General features: G+C 60.3%; 10 protein-coding genes and 2 pseudogenes. 11 read left to right on the forward strand and 1 reads right to left on the reverse strand.

The genetic code is table 11. The features are described 5' to 3' along the window. Positions 1–69 precede the first annotated feature (69 nt). The 3 genes and pseudogenes from QE432_RS01580 (at position 70) to QE432_RS01590 (ending at position 3,588) form a co-directional block, all read left to right on the forward strand. Positions 70–994, forward strand: a pseudogene (locus QE432_RS01580) (ABC transporter permease). 6 nt (positions 995–1,000) lie between these two features. Next, positions 1,001–1,849, forward strand: a complete 849-nt coding sequence (locus QE432_RS01585) for an ABC transporter permease (RefSeq protein ID WP_004430999.1) — start codon at positions 1,001–1,003, stop codon at positions 1,847–1,849. A gap of 5 nt (positions 1,850–1,854) precedes the next feature. Next, positions 1,855–3,588, forward strand: a complete 1,734-nt coding sequence (locus QE432_RS01590; protein ID WP_306623240.1) for a M14 family metallopeptidase — start codon at positions 1,855–1,857, stop codon at positions 3,586–3,588. A gap of 193 nt (positions 3,589–3,781) precedes the next feature. Here QE432_RS01590 and QE432_RS01595 read toward each other — a convergent pair whose 3' ends face one another. Beyond that, entirely contained in the window at positions 3,782–4,153 is a 372-nt protein-coding gene (locus QE432_RS01595; RefSeq protein WP_013762356.1) for a hypothetical protein, read from the reverse strand. Between the two features lie 379 nt (positions 4,154–4,532). Between QE432_RS01595 and QE432_RS01600 the strand changes: the two genes are divergently transcribed. The 8 genes and pseudogenes from QE432_RS01600 to iolD all read left to right on the forward strand — a co-directional run bounded on the left by QE432_RS01600 (position 4,533) and on the right by iolD (position 14,165). After that, complete coding sequence (locus QE432_RS01600) at positions 4,533–5,705, forward strand: ABC transporter substrate-binding protein (RefSeq protein ID WP_019566988.1); 1,173 nt, start codon at positions 4,533–4,535, stop codon at positions 5,703–5,705. An 82-nt stretch (positions 5,706–5,787) separates the two neighbouring features. Beyond that, a pseudogene (locus tag QE432_RS01605) lies at positions 5,788–6,652 on the forward strand (branched-chain amino acid ABC transporter permease). A gap of 1 nt (position 6,653) precedes the next feature. Beyond that, positions 6,654–7,661, forward strand: a complete 1,008-nt coding sequence (locus tag QE432_RS01610) for a branched-chain amino acid ABC transporter permease (protein WP_025595027.1) — start codon at positions 6,654–6,656, stop codon at positions 7,659–7,661. Next, the gene (locus QE432_RS01615) at positions 7,658–8,422 is read left to right on the forward strand and encodes an ABC transporter ATP-binding protein (protein ID WP_013762351.1); all 765 of its coding nucleotides are present in this window, start codon (positions 7,658–7,660) and stop codon (positions 8,420–8,422) included. The genes QE432_RS01610 and QE432_RS01615 overlap by 4 nt, the downstream gene beginning before the upstream one ends. After that, positions 8,403–9,119: an ABC transporter ATP-binding protein gene (locus QE432_RS01620; protein ID WP_004430985.1), complete on the forward strand. Its 717-nt coding sequence runs from the start codon at positions 8,403–8,405 to the stop codon at positions 9,117–9,119. Before QE432_RS01615 ends, QE432_RS01620 begins: the two co-directional genes overlap by 20 nt. A 320-nt stretch (positions 9,120–9,439) precedes the next feature. Next, on the forward strand, positions 9,440–10,255 hold the full coding sequence (locus tag QE432_RS01625) for a MurR/RpiR family transcriptional regulator (protein ID WP_004430982.1): 816 nt from the start codon (positions 9,440–9,442) through the stop codon (positions 10,253–10,255). A 170-nt stretch (positions 10,256–10,425) separates the two neighbouring features. Then, positions 10,426–12,342: a bifunctional 5-dehydro-2-deoxygluconokinase/5-dehydro-2-deoxyphosphogluconate aldolase gene (locus QE432_RS01630; protein ID WP_035200205.1), complete on the forward strand. Its 1,917-nt coding sequence runs from the start codon at positions 10,426–10,428 to the stop codon at positions 12,340–12,342. Beyond that, positions 12,339–14,165 carry a 3D-(3,5/4)-trihydroxycyclohexane-1,2-dione acylhydrolase (decyclizing) gene (iolD, locus tag QE432_RS01635; RefSeq protein ID WP_112192061.1) on the forward strand — a complete coding sequence of 609 codons (1,827 nt, stop codon included), beginning with the start codon at positions 12,339–12,341 and terminating at the stop codon, positions 14,163–14,165. The genes QE432_RS01630 and iolD overlap by 4 nt, the downstream gene beginning before the upstream one ends. The last annotated feature ends 1 nt before the right edge of the window (position 14,166 follow it).

Consider the following 14,166-nt stretch of genomic DNA (forward strand, 5'->3'; position numbering starts at 1 on the left):
TATCCTCCCTAAAAGCGCCTTGCCCGCCATCCCGCGGGCAAGGTCGGGTCTCTCTTCAAGGTAAAAAACGTGGCCGGTTTCCTCATCAAGCGATTGCTGCAGGCGATTTTTGTCGTCATCGCCATCACCCTTCTCGTTTCCTTCGCCATCCGCCTGACGGGCGATCCGGCTGTCACCATGTTCCAGGGCGGCGGCAGCATGACGGAAGACGATCTGGCGCGCATTCGTGCGGCGCTTGGAACCGACCGGCCGTTCTTCGTGCAATATTTCAGCTTCCTGAAAGGCCTGGTTACGCTCGATTTCGGCCGCAGCTTCACCGGCAGCACGCCGGTATCGCGGCTCATCGCCGATGCCCTGCCCGCCACGCTGCTTCTCGCCTTCATCTCCATGGCGGTGTCGATTGCGCTTTCCATTCCGCTCGGCATCAAGGCCGCGACCTCGCGCGGCAAGACGGCCGATCAGGTGATCCGTATCTTCTCGCTCGTCGGCCTGTCATTCCCCAAATTTCTGGCTGGCCACCATGCTGGTGCTGCTTTTCTCCATCACGCTCGGCTGGCTGCCGCCAAGCGGCATGGGCGGCTTTGCAAGCTACATCATGCCATCGGTCACCATGGGCGTTATCCTGACGGCGACCAATGTGCGCCTGGTGCGCACGGCGATGCTCGATACGCTGCGCTCGCAATATGTCATGGTGGCGCGCGCCAAGGGCCTCAGCGAAAACAAGGTGCTTTACAAGCATGCGCTGCGTAACTGCGCCATTCCGCTGATTACCTATTTCGGCCTGCAATTCGGCGGACTTCTCGGCGGCATCGTCGTCATCGAGCGCGTCTTCAACTGGCCGGGTCTCGGCACGCTCGCCTTCGATGCGGTGGGCGCGCGCGACTATCCCGTGCTTCAGGCCGTCATCACCGTGCTGTCGCTGATGATCGTCGGCATCAACCTTCTGGTCGATATCGCCTACGGGCTGGTCGATCCGCGCATCCGCACGGAGTAATTGACGATGGCTGCCAAAACCTCGCGCCTGTCGCGCTTCAACAATCTCGAATTCATCCTCGGCGCCCTGCTTACCGTCGTCATCTGCCTTGCCGTTCTTCTTTCCGACGTGCTGTTTCCGGGCGGTGCCGAAAAGATCGACCTGATGGCGCGCCTTGCCAAGCCCTTCACTAGCGCCGCCCATCCGCTCGGCACCGATCCGCTCGGCCGTGACGTACTGGCCCGTGTCGTGGCCGGCGGCAAGATTTCGCTGCTCGTCGGTTTCACCTCGGTCATCGGGGCCGTGGTCTTCGGCGTGATCGTCGGCCTGGTCGCCGGTTATTATCGCGGCTTCTGGGACATGCTGGTCATGCGCTTTGCCGATATACAGCTCGCCATGCCCTTCATTCTCTTGGCCATCACCTTCATCGCAATTGTTGGCGGTAGCCTCACCAACACCATCATCCTCCTGATCGTCTCGCAATGGGTACAATATGCCCGTCTGGTGCGCGGCTCGGTGCTGACGCTGCGCGAACGGGAATTCATCCTGTCCGCCCGCGCCATTGGCGTGAAGGACTGGCGCATCATCCTCCAGCACCTTCTGCCGAACCTGATCGGCCCGGTCATCGTGCTGATGACGCTCAACGTCGCCAACAACATCCTTCTGGAAAGCAGCCTCACCTTCCTCGGCCTCGGTGTCGATCCGACCATTCCGAGCTGGGGCGGCATGCTGGCGGATGGCCGCACCTATCTGCAAACGGCATGGTGGGTCAGCGTCTTCCCCGGTCTTGCCATCCTTCTGACCGTGCTTGGCCTCAACCTTCTCGGTGACTGGCTGCGCGACAGCCTCGACCCCACCGGCAGAACCTCAAGGTGATCGTGATGAGCCAGATTTTCGACCAGACCTTCAAGCGTACTCTGGATGTGCTTCTCGCCAATGCCGCGCCCGGCCAGTCCTTTGAGGCATGGACGTTCGATGACGCCAAAAGCCGCCGCGAAGCCGAAGAAAGGCTGAAGAAAAAAGGCGTCAGTGCCCGCATCCGCAGCGCCTACAAGCCGCTTCTCTTCACCTTTCTGGAAGAGATCAATCTTGGTGGCGTCGATGCCATCGAGGTGCATTACCCGGTGCACGCCAATGCACCCGCCAATCGTTTCCGGCTGGAGGCCTATCCGCTGGCGGCACTAGCCGGCGACGCCAAGATCGATTTTATCGCCCGCGACGACGACGCACTTCATTATGACGTTACGCTGAGCCGCAACGGCAAGAAGGAAACCCTGAAGGTTCTCGCTCCCAACCGGGTTCATACCGATATCGTCGGCGAAACCAATGTCTCGCCAACCGGCTGGTTCCGTCCGGCCGGTGACGCTACGGGCGAGCGGCTGGAGACGGATTACGAGCAGCTTTTCGAAGCGGCAATCAATGCCGTCGCCAACCACGGCTGGGGCGATGAGGAACCCTATTTCGAGGAATTGAACATCCGCGTCACGCACCCGTCCGAAGACATGGCGCTGCCGGTCGGGGACGAGGTGGTCAGCCTGCGTGAAGCGCTGCACGAGGATTTCTATTTCTCCCTCCTGGAATTCTTCCAGAAGAAGTCCGGCCGGCCGCTGGGCGACCGCGGCCTGAAACCCGGCCAGATCGTTCCGGAAGTCGTCAAAAGCAACGGCGACGTTTCGGTCCGTATCGAGACCCGTGCACTCACCACCACTTTCTTGGATGGCGGCGAACAGCGGATCGACGAGGCCCGCGAACCGGTGGCGGCGGGTCAGATCGCGCGTATGCTTGCCGAGATCGGCGGCGAGGCGTTCGAGGCCCGCTCGCGGTCGGGCCGCGTTCTTGCCGCCCGTTATGTCGCGGGCAGCGATGCTGCCGTGATGATCAGCGGCGGCCAGCATCCCAATGAAACCACCGGCATCGTTGGCGCCGTCCGCGCCGCCCGCAAACTTGCGGAAAGACAGGGCGCGCATTTCACCATTTCGCCGCTGGAAAACCCCGATGGTTATGCCCTGCACCAGCGGCTGCGCGCCGACAATCCACGCCATATGCACCATGCGGCGCGGTACACGGCGCTCGGCGACGATCTCGAATATCGCACGCGGGAAAATTCGGGCGTCCATCTCAACGAGAAGGCAATCCGTTTCAGCGCGCACGAGATGAGCGGCGCGAGCCTGCATGTGAACCTGCACGGTTATCCCTCGCACGAATGGACCCGTCCGCTTTCCGGTTATGTGCCGCGCAATTTCGCCATGTGGACGCTGCCGAAGGGTTTCTTCCTCATCATCCGCCACCATGCGGATTGGGAAAAGCAGGCGGAAGCCCTGCTCGACCGGGTTACCCGCCATCTCGGCGCCATTCCGGGCCTGCTGGATTACAACAACCGCCAGATCGCGCTTTATGAGATTCACGCCGGTGAAACCGGTTTCCGCATCATCAACGGTTTCCCGTGCCTGTCGTCCATCGACGACCGCCACACAGTGCCGATGACGCTGATTACCGAATATCCTGATGAGACGATCTACGGCGATGACTTCATCACCGGCCACACCGCGCAGATGGAAACGGTTCTTTCAGCTTACGACGCCTGGCAGGATATTTTCGTCGCGGACGTTGCCTGATTTCGAAGCGCCCCCGATTGGGGGCATCAGAATGATGACGAAGTCCCGAAGCCCTCGTCCGTCATGCTTGGGCTTGTCCGGAGCAGCTGCAACGTCTTGGTCTAGTTGGACGTGATTGGATCCTTGGGGCAATCCAGCGATGACGCCGGGTGTGAGGGAGCTTTGTCATCACCCTCAGTTGCCCTTGTACGGCTTACTTCTCAGCCGTGGCGGCAAGCTTCTTTTCCTGCTGCTTCTGCAAAAGCCGCTTGCCCTTGCTCAAAATATGCAGATTGGCGGCATCAAGTTTGTTATATCCGGCCTGGATAATATCGAGATCGGCGACGTGACCGATTGCTGCCAGTTCATGCATCACGTCGCCAACGGCGACATCGACGCTCGGCTTCGGCAGGTGCACAACATCTTCCACCGCGGCGCGCATGCCATCCGCCGCGCCGCCCATGACGTGATACAGCGCCAGCGCCTTGCGGAGAAAAGCTTCGCGGCGCTCGATCTTGTTGTTGAGTATACTGTCGCCAACGCGATTCCGCATAAGATCAACGGCTTTATTCTGATATTCGCCCATCAAGACACCAAATGAAATTCAAAATATGCTTCGGGAGACTACGGACAATCCCCTTAGAACTGGTTAAGGCACCGGGATTACGTGCATATTATCGTCATTTTCCGGCCGCGTGGCGCAGGGCATTTTTCATAACGGCGGCATTTGGAAGCAGCATGCTGAAACGGGACCATTCGTGATGGCTGCAGCGGCTGCGGCAATTGAGAATCGCCAGACTATCCCTATTGTATGATCCAATATCGGGCAGAACCGGATAAGGCGGCGATCCATAACCATCAGGTTATTTATTGCCCCCTTTTTTTCATTTTACTTTGGCCATCGCACTTACCAGTTTGACTGGCTGGATCGGTGGAGGGAGCCACGGATCAATTGGGAGGAAATCATGAAATTACGGATCACCGCCGCAATCGCGGCCATCTGCTTCAGTTCCGTTGCCTATGCCGAGACGATCAAGGTCGGCGTGGTCGGCCCGTTCTCCGGCCCCTTCGCGCTGCAGGGCAAGAACTTCAAGGCTGGCATAGACGCCTGGTTTTCGCTTCACGGCAACAAGGTGGGCAATGACACTGTCGAAGTCGTCTACCGCGATGTGCCGCAGGCCGATCCGGCGCAATCCAAGGCGTTGGCGCAGGAGCTGGTTGTAAAGGAAGGCGTGCAATATCTCGCCGGCTTCTATTTTACGCCCGACGCCATGGCGGTTACGCCGCTTCTGAAACAGGGCAATGTGCCCATGGTCATCATGAATGCGGCCACATCGGCCATCGTTACCAAAAGCCCCTATGTGGTGCGCACCTCGTTCACGACATGGCAGACATCTACGCCCATCGCCAAGGTGGCTTTCGATGGCGGCGTCAAGAAGGTCATTTCGCTGGTCAGCGATTACGGCCCGGGCGTTGACGCGGAGAACGCCTTCAAGGCAGCCTTCACCGCCGCTGGCGGCGAAGTTGTGGAAAGCATTCGCATGCCGCTTTCCACCAATGATTTCAGCCCCATCATGCAGCGCGTGAAGGATTCCGGCGCACAAGGCGTCTTCGCCTTCCTGCCCTCCGGCCCGACGACGCTCGGCTTCGTGAAGGCCTTCAACGACAACGGCCTGAAATCATCAGGCATCAAGCTTTTCGCGCCGGGCGATCTTACACAGGAATCGGATCTGCCGGCCCTTGGCGAAGCAGCACTCGGCATGCAGACTACCTTCCACTATGCCGTCTCCCACGATTCACCCGAAAACAAGACCTTCGTGGAGGCCGCAACCAAGGCCATTGGCAATCAGAAGGAACTGTCCTTCCCCGCAGTCGGCGCGTTTGACGGCATGTATGTCATCACCAAGATGATCGAGGCGACCGGCGGCAAACAGGATGCGGAAAAGGCTGTCGAGGCGGTGAAGGGTCTTTCCTGGACAAGCCCGCGCGGCCCTGTCAGCATCGATCCGCAGAGCCGCCACATCACGCAGAACATCTATCTGCGCGAAGTCTCCAAGGGCGATGACGGCAATTATTACAACAAGGAAGTCCAGACTTTCGAAAAACAGGGCGATCCGGGCCTTGCCGCCGCCAAGTAAGCATTGAGACGGAAATGACCGGCGCCGCCTTTTGTGGGCGGCTCCGGCAAGCGCGCAATCGCATCGGGAGGAGCTTTCGAACATGCAGACGGTCTTCAGCATCCTTGTCGATGCGCTTGCCTATGGCATGGTGCTTTTCATCATCTCCATCGGCCTATCCGTGACAATGGGGCTGATGCGTGTGGTCAATCTCGCCCACGGCGCCTTCGCCATGATCGGCGGGTATCTCGCCTCCTATGCCGCCCATGGCCTCGGCCTTGGTTACGCGGCGGCAATCCTCGTTGCGATTGTCGGCACCATCGTGATCGCCATACCGCTTGAACGGTTTCTCTACCGGCGCATCTACGGCGCACCGGAACTGACGCAGGTGCTGATGACCATCGGCATCACCTTCTGCATCATCGGCATCGCCAATTTCGTGTTCGGGCCAACACTCAAAACCATTCCGCTGCCGCAGGAACTGGCCGGTCCCACCGATCTCGGGTTTCGCACCATCGCCACCCACCGCATCTTCGCCATCGTCGCTGGCCTCGTGGTGGCGGCGGCACTTTGGTTCACGTTCGAAAAGACCGCCTTCGGCATCAAGTTGCGGGCAGCGGTGGACAATGCGGCCATGGCAGCAGCCCTCGGCGTGCGCACCGAAATCATCTATGCCGTAAGCTTCGCCATCGCCGTCGGCCTTGCCGCCATGGGCGGCGTCATCGGCGCAGAATTGCTGCCGGTCGAACCCTATTATGCGCTGCGCTACATGGTCACCTTCCTGGTGGTCGTATCCGTCGGCGGCGCAGGCTCGATCCCCCGGCGCGCTGATTGCCTGTCTGCTGCTCGGCGCAATCGATACGACCGGGCGGTATCTTGCCCCCGAATACGGCGAATTCTTCTTCTATCTGGCGGTCATCGTGATCATCACGCTGTTTCCGCGCGGCCTTCTTGGAAGGGCGAAATGAGATGGCGGTGCTCATGAACGACCTCACTGAAACGGCAAAACCGCCGAAGGCCCGCTCGCCCCTGCGCGCGATTGGCGGTCCGCTGCTCATCATCATCGCCGCCATCGCCGGTTACTTCCTGTTCCCGGATAATCTGGCGCTGTTGACGCGTATCATCGCGATAGCGCTTCTCGTGCTCTCCATCGATCTCGTTACCGGCTATTGCGGCGTGGCGACACTTGGCCATGCGGCCCTGTTCGGTGCCGGCGCCTATGCCGCCGGCATTGCCGCTGCCCACTACGGTATCACCGACCCGCTTCTCATGACCCTCATCGGCGCAGCAGTGGGCGGCATCGCGGGATTGCTGTCCGGCACCATTCTGTTGCGCGCGCACGGCCTGCCGCAACTGGTGCTGTCCATCGCCGTCGTCCATCTTTTCCATGAGGCGGCCAACAAGGCGTCGGACTGGACGGGCGGCAGCGACGGGCTTGCCGGCGTCTCGCCCGATGCGCTGTTCGGCACCTTCGAATTCGATCTTTACGGCCGCACCGCCTATATCTACGGCGTCTGCCTGCTGCTTCTGGTTTTTCTGGCACTTCGCGTCGTCGTCAATTCGCCCTTCGGCATGCTGTGTCGCGGCGTCAAGCAGGACAGCATCCGCATTCAGGCCATGGGCGGTTCGGTCAATGGCACGATTTTGAAGATGTTCGTGATATCAGGCATCGTCGCCGGAATCGGCGGCGCGCTGAACGCCATCTCCACGCAGGTGGTCGGCCTCGACAGCCTCAGCTTCACGCTGTCTGCCGAAGCGCTGGTCATGCTGGTTCTCGGTGGCGCGGGCTCGCTTTATGGCGCGCTGATCGGCACCGTCACCTTCATGTGGTTCGAAGACGTCGTTTCCGCCGCCAATCCGTTCCACTGGCTCACAATCGTAGGCCTGCTTCTGATCGCCGTCGTGCTGTTTGCGCCGCGCGGCCTTTATGGCGCGGGCGAACAGATCATCGCGCGCCTGCGGGGAGATCGCAAATGAGCGCCATTTTCGAAGTTTCCGGACTGCAGAAAAATTTCGGCGGTCTCGTCGTTACCAACAATGTCTCGCTGTCGCTTTCGCCCGGCGATCGCACCGTGCTGATCGGGCCCAACGGCGCCGGCAAGACCACCTTCGTCAACCTCGTTACCGGAAACATCAAGCCATCCGCCGGAACCGTGCGGATTGCCGGAGAAGACGTGACGGGGCTCAGCGCCAGTCAGCGCGTGAAGCGCGGACTTGTCCGCTCGTTTCAGGTGACGCGGCTGTTCCAGGACATGACGCCGGAGGAACATGTCGCACTCGCCATCCTGCAAAGGGAAGGCAGGACGGGCCGGATTTTCGGCCGTTACCGCGCCATGCCAACGGTGATGAGCGAGGCACGCGACATTCTCGGAACGCTTGGCCTTCTTGCCATCGCCGAAACCCGCGTCCGTGAAATTGCCTATGGCCAGCAGCGGCTCATCGAGATCGCGCTTGCCATGGCGCTCAGGCCCAAAATCCTGCTGCTTGATGAACCTGCCGCCGGCGTTCCCTCGACGGAAACGGCGCGTATCGAACAGGCGCTCGATCGCCTGCCCGCCGACCTCGCCATATTGATGATCGAACACGACATGGATCTGGTCTTCCGTTTCGCCAGACGTGTGGTCGTGCTCGCCGCAGGCGCCGTCATATTCGACGGTTCGCCTGGCGAGGTCACCAGCAACGCAGAAGTCCGCCAAGCCTATCTCGGAAGTTACGCCAATGCCCGCAGCGCCGCTTGAAATCGCCAACCTGACCGCCGGTTACGGCCCCACCCGTGTCATCGAGGGTCTGTCGCTCTCCGTTCCCGCCGGTTCGCGTTTCGCGGTGCTCGGACGTAACGGCGTTGGCAAGACAAGCCTGTTTGCCACGCTTGCCGGGCAGACGAAACGATTTGCCGGTGATATCCATCTCGGCGGGCAGGACATCACCGCCCTGCCAAGTGCTGCCCGCGCCCTCGCCGGTCTCGGTTACGTGCCGCAAACCCGCGATGTCTTTCCGACACTCACAGTCGAAGAAAACCTCTTCGTCGGCCTCAAGGGCCGGCCGAAATCGGCCATCGAGGAAGCCTACACGCTGTTTCCGCGCCTGAAGGAACGACGCCGCAATCTCGGCTCGCAACTCTCCGGTGGCGAGCAGCAGATGCTTTCCACCGCCCGCACCATCCTCGGCCAGCCGCAGGTGCTGCTTCTCGATGAACCGCTCGAAGGTCTCGCCCCTGTTATCTGCGAGGAACTGATGGCGGCCTTCTCGAAACTCGCGCAATCGGGCGAAATGACCATTCTTCTCATCGAACAGCGCATCCAGATGGCCATCGACTTCGCCGACCACGCCATCATCATGGAACGCGGCCGCATCGTCTGGTCAGGACCGTCCGACGATCTTGCGGCGAACCCGGATATTGTTGATACGCATCTTGGTGTGGGTGGATTGCACTGAGTCCATCTCGCTGAAAACCAGAAGAGTTTTCGGTTGGAACGGCTTTTAGAGTAAGCGACCGCAGGCGCGCCTACATCTCCCCCTCATTCCTGTGCTTGTCACAGGAATCCAGCCAGCCCAAGTCCTGGGGCTTAAAGAACTCTATCGCCGCGGGGACGCGCGTCGACTGGATCCCTGTGACAAGCACAGGGATGAGTAGAATATGCTGGCTACTCCTGTCCCTACTCTCGCCCATCAATCATATCTCAAAAAACACAATGGAATAAAAATTCCATTGCAGTTAAAGTGCACACGATTTCAATCTGCACAAAGGAACGACAATGACGGCAATCGATGCGCCAGACTCCGTGAAGGCTTTTGAGGAGCGGTTGCTTCAGGTCGCGGAAGGCCTGCCGAAACGATTACGTCAATGTGCGGATTATGTCGCGTCCAATCAGGATCGCATTGCCGTTTCCACCGTCGCCGAAATGGCAGAAGGTGCCGGCGTGCAGCCGTCTGCATTCATGCGCTTTTGCCAGATCATGGGTTTTTCCGGCTTTTCGGAGATGCAGCGCCTGTTTCGCGATTCCTATGTCGGTGGCTGGCCGGATTATGCGACCCGGCTGGACCACCTGCGCGAAAAGGGCGACGAGAGCGCGTCGGGCCTGTTGGCGGAGTTCGTGGAGGCTGGCCGTTCTTCATTGGAAATGCTGCTGAAATCGGTCGATACACGGCAGCTTGACGAGGCGGTCTCGGCGCTGGCACAGGCGCGCACCGTGCATATCATCGGTTTGCGGCGCTCCTTCCCCATTGCCAGTTACCTCGCTTACGCCTTCGAGAAAATGAAGGTACCTGCGGTTTTGCACAGCGCCGTCGGTGGCCTTGGCAATCTGAGCGCCATCTCCCGCGACGACGCACTGATTGCGATCACCTTCTCCCCCTATTCGGCGGAAACGCTGGAATTGGCCGAGATGGCCCGCGCCAACGGCATTCCCGTTGTCGCCATGTCCGATTCGGCCGTCAATCCGCTGCGCAAGTCCGGCGCGACGCTACTCACGGTAACGGAAATCGATTTTGGCGCATTCCGCTCGCTTTCCGCCACGCTCTGTCTCGCCATTACACTCGCTGTCGCTGTGGGAACACGCAAAACAGCCTGAATATTTTTATTGAAAACATAAAAAATAGAATTTATGATCCAAATTCATGAAACGGGCATTCCATAATTGTCCGTCTCGTGAATGCACCCGAAGGTGGTGAGACAGAAAGTGGGCGGAGGAGGCCCACTGGCATCAGGCTCCCTCAATGCGGGGTCCGAAGGAGGAAGCTTTTGAAAAAACTTGACCTTATCACGATCGGGCGCTCGTCGGTCGACCTTTATGGTTCGCAGGTCGGCGGCCGGCTGGAGGACATGGCCTCCTTTGCCAAATATATTGGCGGCTCCCCCACCAATATTGCGGCCGGCGCTGCGCGGCTCGGCCTTGCCAGCGCCGTCATCACCCGCGTTGGTGACGAGCATATGGGCCGCTTCATCCGTGAACAGCTGGTGCGCGAAGGCGTGGACGTACGCGGCGTGAAAACCGACCCGGAGCGGTTGACTGCGCTGGTGCTTCTCGGCATTCGCGACCAGAACCAGTTTCCGCTGATTTTCTATCGCGAGAACTGTGCCGACATGGCGCTCAGCGAAGACGACATCGATCCCGCCTTTATTGCCGAAGCAGGCTGTGTCTGCGCCACCGGCACGCATCTGTCGCATCCGAAGACGGAAGCGGCCGTGCTGAAGGCGCTGAAACTTGCCCGCGAAAACGGTGCGAAAACAGCGCTCGACATCGACTATCGACCCAATCTCTGGGGTGTTGCCGGCCATGGCGATGGCGAAAGCCGCTTCGTGGAATCGCAGAAGGTCACCGCCAAGCTGCAATCCACCCTGCATCTCTTCGATCTGATTGTAGGCACGGAAGAAGAATTCCACATTGCCGGCGGCTCGACCGATACGCTGGCTGCACTGAACGCCGTACGCAAGGTGTCGAACGCGACGCTGGTGTGCAAGCGTGGCCCGATGGGTGCTTCGGTTTTCGCCGGTGAAATTCCGGCAAGCCTGGACGATGGCGAGACGGGCGAAGGTTTCCCGATCGAGGTCTTCAATGTTCTCGGCGCGGGCGATGGTTTCATGGCCGGGCTTTTCCGTGGCTGGCTGCGCGGCGAGGACTGGCCGACGACACTGAAATACGCCAATGCCTGTGGCGCCTTTGCCGTTTCCCGCCACGGCTGCACGCCCGCCTATCCGAGTTGGGAAGAGCTGCAATATTTCTTCAAGGCCGGCATCCGCAACAAGGCGCTGCGCAAGGACGAGGCGCTGGAACAGGTGCATTGGTCAACCAATCGCAAGGGCGAATGGGACACCATGCGCGTCTTCGCCTTCGACCATCGCATGCAACTGGAAGCGATCGCCGACGAACTCGGCATTAAACATGAGCGCATCGGCGCCTTCAAGAAGCTCTGCCTCGAGGCCGCGCAAACGGTCGCCGGTGGCAAGGCGGGTTACGGTATCCTCTGTGACGGACGCCTCGGACGTGATGCACTCTTTGCAGCCAGCGGCTCCGGTCTGTGGATCGGCCGGCCGGTGGAATGGCCGGGTTCGCGCCCGCTGACGCTGGAACCGGAACTCGGCAAGGATTTCGGCGGGCTTTCCGAATGGCCGCTGGAAAACGTCGTCAAGGTTCTGTGCTTCTATCACCCGGATGATACCGACGAAATGCGCGCCGCGCAGGAGGAGACGGTGATGCGTCTGTTCCAGGCGACACGCCGCAACCGGTTGGAGATGCTGCTCGAGGTCATTCCCTCCAAGGTCGGCCCGACCGACGATCTGACCGCCGCGCGCATCATCGAACGCTTCTACGAGATCGGCGTTTATCCCGACTGGTGGAAACTGGAGCCGATGAAAACCAAAGCCGCCTGGAAAAATGCCTGCGACGCCGTGCATCGCAACGATCCTTACGTGCGCGGCATCGTCGTTCTTGGTCTCGACGCACCGCAAAGCGAGCTGGAGGAGAGCTTCCGCCTTGCCGCCGGTTTCGATCTGGTCAAAGGTTTCGCGGTTGGCCGCACGATTTTCGCCGACGCCGCGCGGGGTTGGCTCGGTGGCAAGATCACCGATGAGGAAGCGGTGAAGGACATGGCGCAGCGCTATACCAGCCTGTGCCGCATATGGGATGAGGCGCGCGCCAAAAAGGGAGAGGCAGCGTGAAGACAATCAGATTGACGGCTGCGCAGGCTATGGTTCGTTACCTCGCCGCGCAGATGAATGAGCATGGCGAGACCTATATTGCCGGTGTCTGGGCCATCTTCGGCCATGGCAATGTCGCCGGCATCGGCGAGGCGCTTTATGGCATTCGCGAGGAACTGCCGACCTATCGCGGCCAGAACGAGCAATCCATGGCGCATGCGGCGATTGCCTATTCCAAGCAGCTGCGTCGCCGGCGGGCAATGGCGGTCACCTCCTCCATCGGCCCCGGTGCTGCCAACATGGTAACGGCGGCAGCGCTCGCCCATGTCAACCGCCTGCCGGTTCTTCTTATACCCGGCGATGTCTTCGCCAATCGCGGTCCAGACCCCGTGCTCCAGCAGCTGGAGGATTTCGGCGACGGCACGATGACGGTGAATGACTGCTTCCGCCCGGTTAGCCGTTATTTCGATCGTATCATGCGCCCGGAACAGTTGCTGACCGCCCTTCCCCGCGCCATGCGCACCATGACGGACCCTGCCGATTGCGGCCCGGTAACGCTTGCCTTCTGCCAGGACGTGCAAGCGGAAGCTTATGATTATCCCGTCAGCTTCTTTGAAAAGCGCGTCTGGCGGCAACGCCGCCCGGAACCGGATGTGGCGGAATTCGAAGAGGCTGTCGCCGCGCTGAAGGCTGCGAAGAACCCCGTCATCGTTGCCGGCGGCGGTGTGCATTTTTCCGGCGCCACCGAAACGCTGAAGCGTTTTGCGGAAACCCATTCCATCCCGGTCGTCGAAACCCAGGCCGGCAAATCGGCACTGGCGTGGGATCACGATCTCAATTTCGGCCCGGTCGGCGTCACGGGTGCCGAAAGCGCCAATATCATAAGCGAGAAAGCCGATCTGGTGTTCGGCGTCGGCACCCGCTTTCAGGACTTTACCACCGGTTCCTGGGCGCTGTTCAAGAACCCGGACCGCAAGATCCTCGCCCTCAACGTGCAGCCCTATGACAGCGCCAAACACGATGCGATCAGCCTGACGGCGGATGCGAAGATCGGTCTCGAAAAACTGTCGGCCGCCCTTGGCAGCCACCGCTTCACGGCACCGGATGCCAAGCTCAAGGCGGCATGGTTCGAGAAGGCCGATGCCGATACGGCGGCACCGGGTGAGGAAAACGCCAACAGCCTGCCCACCGACATGCAGGTGATCGGCGCCGTGCAGCGCCAGTCGCGCGACAATACCGTCGTCATGTGTGCAGCGGGCACCATGCCGGGTGAGCTGCACCAGTTGTGGAAATCCAAGCTGCCGCTTTCCTATCACATGGAATACGGCTTCTCCTGCATGGGCTATGAGGTTGCCGGCGGCCTCGGCATCAAGATGGCGGAACCGGACCGGGACGTGATCGTCATGGTCGGCGACGGCTCCTATATGATGATGAATTCCGAGCTTGCGACATCGGTTGCCATGGGCGTCAAAATCACCCTCGTCATCACCGATAACAGGGGTTACGGCTGCATCAACCGGCTGCAAATGGAAACCGGCGGCGCGGAGTTCAACAACCTCTACGCCCACACCAACGTCAACCCCATCGCCATCGACTTCGTCGCCCATGCCGGCTCCATGGGCGCGGATGCGCGCAAGGTTTCCACCATCGCCGAGCTGGAAGCGGCGCTTGCGTCCGCTCGCGAATCCAGCCGCACGACTGTCATCGTCATCGATACCGACCCCTATCCGACCCCGCAGGCCGGTGGCCACTGGTGGGATGTGGCGGTACCCGAAGTTTCCGACCGGGCCGAAATCGGACCGGCGCGCGCGCGCTACGAAAACCATATCAAGGAAAGACAGTAAG

Source organism: Agrobacterium sp. SORGH_AS_0745, assembly GCF_030818995.1.
GTDB lineage: Bacteria > Pseudomonadota > Alphaproteobacteria > Rhizobiales > Rhizobiaceae > Agrobacterium > Agrobacterium tumefaciens.

Bases quoted from the DNA above. Each gene is read 5' to 3' on its own strand.
- QE432_RS01585 (WP_004430999.1), top strand. From the start codon at position 1,001: ATGGCTGCCAAAACCTCGCGCCTGTCGCGCTTCAACAATCTCGAATTC.
- QE432_RS01590 (WP_306623240.1), top strand. From the start codon at position 1,855: ATGAGCCAGATTTTCGACCAGACCTTCAAGCGTACTCTGGATGTGCTT.
- QE432_RS01595 (WP_013762356.1), bottom strand. From the start codon at position 4,153: ATGGGCGAATATCAGAATAAAGCCGTTGATCTTATGCGGAATCGCGTT.
- QE432_RS01600 (WP_019566988.1), top strand. From the start codon at position 4,533: ATGAAATTACGGATCACCGCCGCAATCGCGGCCATCTGCTTCAGTTCC.
- QE432_RS01610 (WP_025595027.1), top strand. From the start codon at position 6,654: ATGGCGGTGCTCATGAACGACCTCACTGAAACGGCAAAACCGCCGAAG.
- QE432_RS01615 (WP_013762351.1), top strand. From the start codon at position 7,658: ATGAGCGCCATTTTCGAAGTTTCCGGACTGCAGAAAAATTTCGGCGGT.
- QE432_RS01620 (WP_004430985.1), top strand. From the start codon at position 8,403: ATGCCCGCAGCGCCGCTTGAAATCGCCAACCTGACCGCCGGTTACGGC.
- QE432_RS01625 (WP_004430982.1), top strand. From the start codon at position 9,440: ATGACGGCAATCGATGCGCCAGACTCCGTGAAGGCTTTTGAGGAGCGG.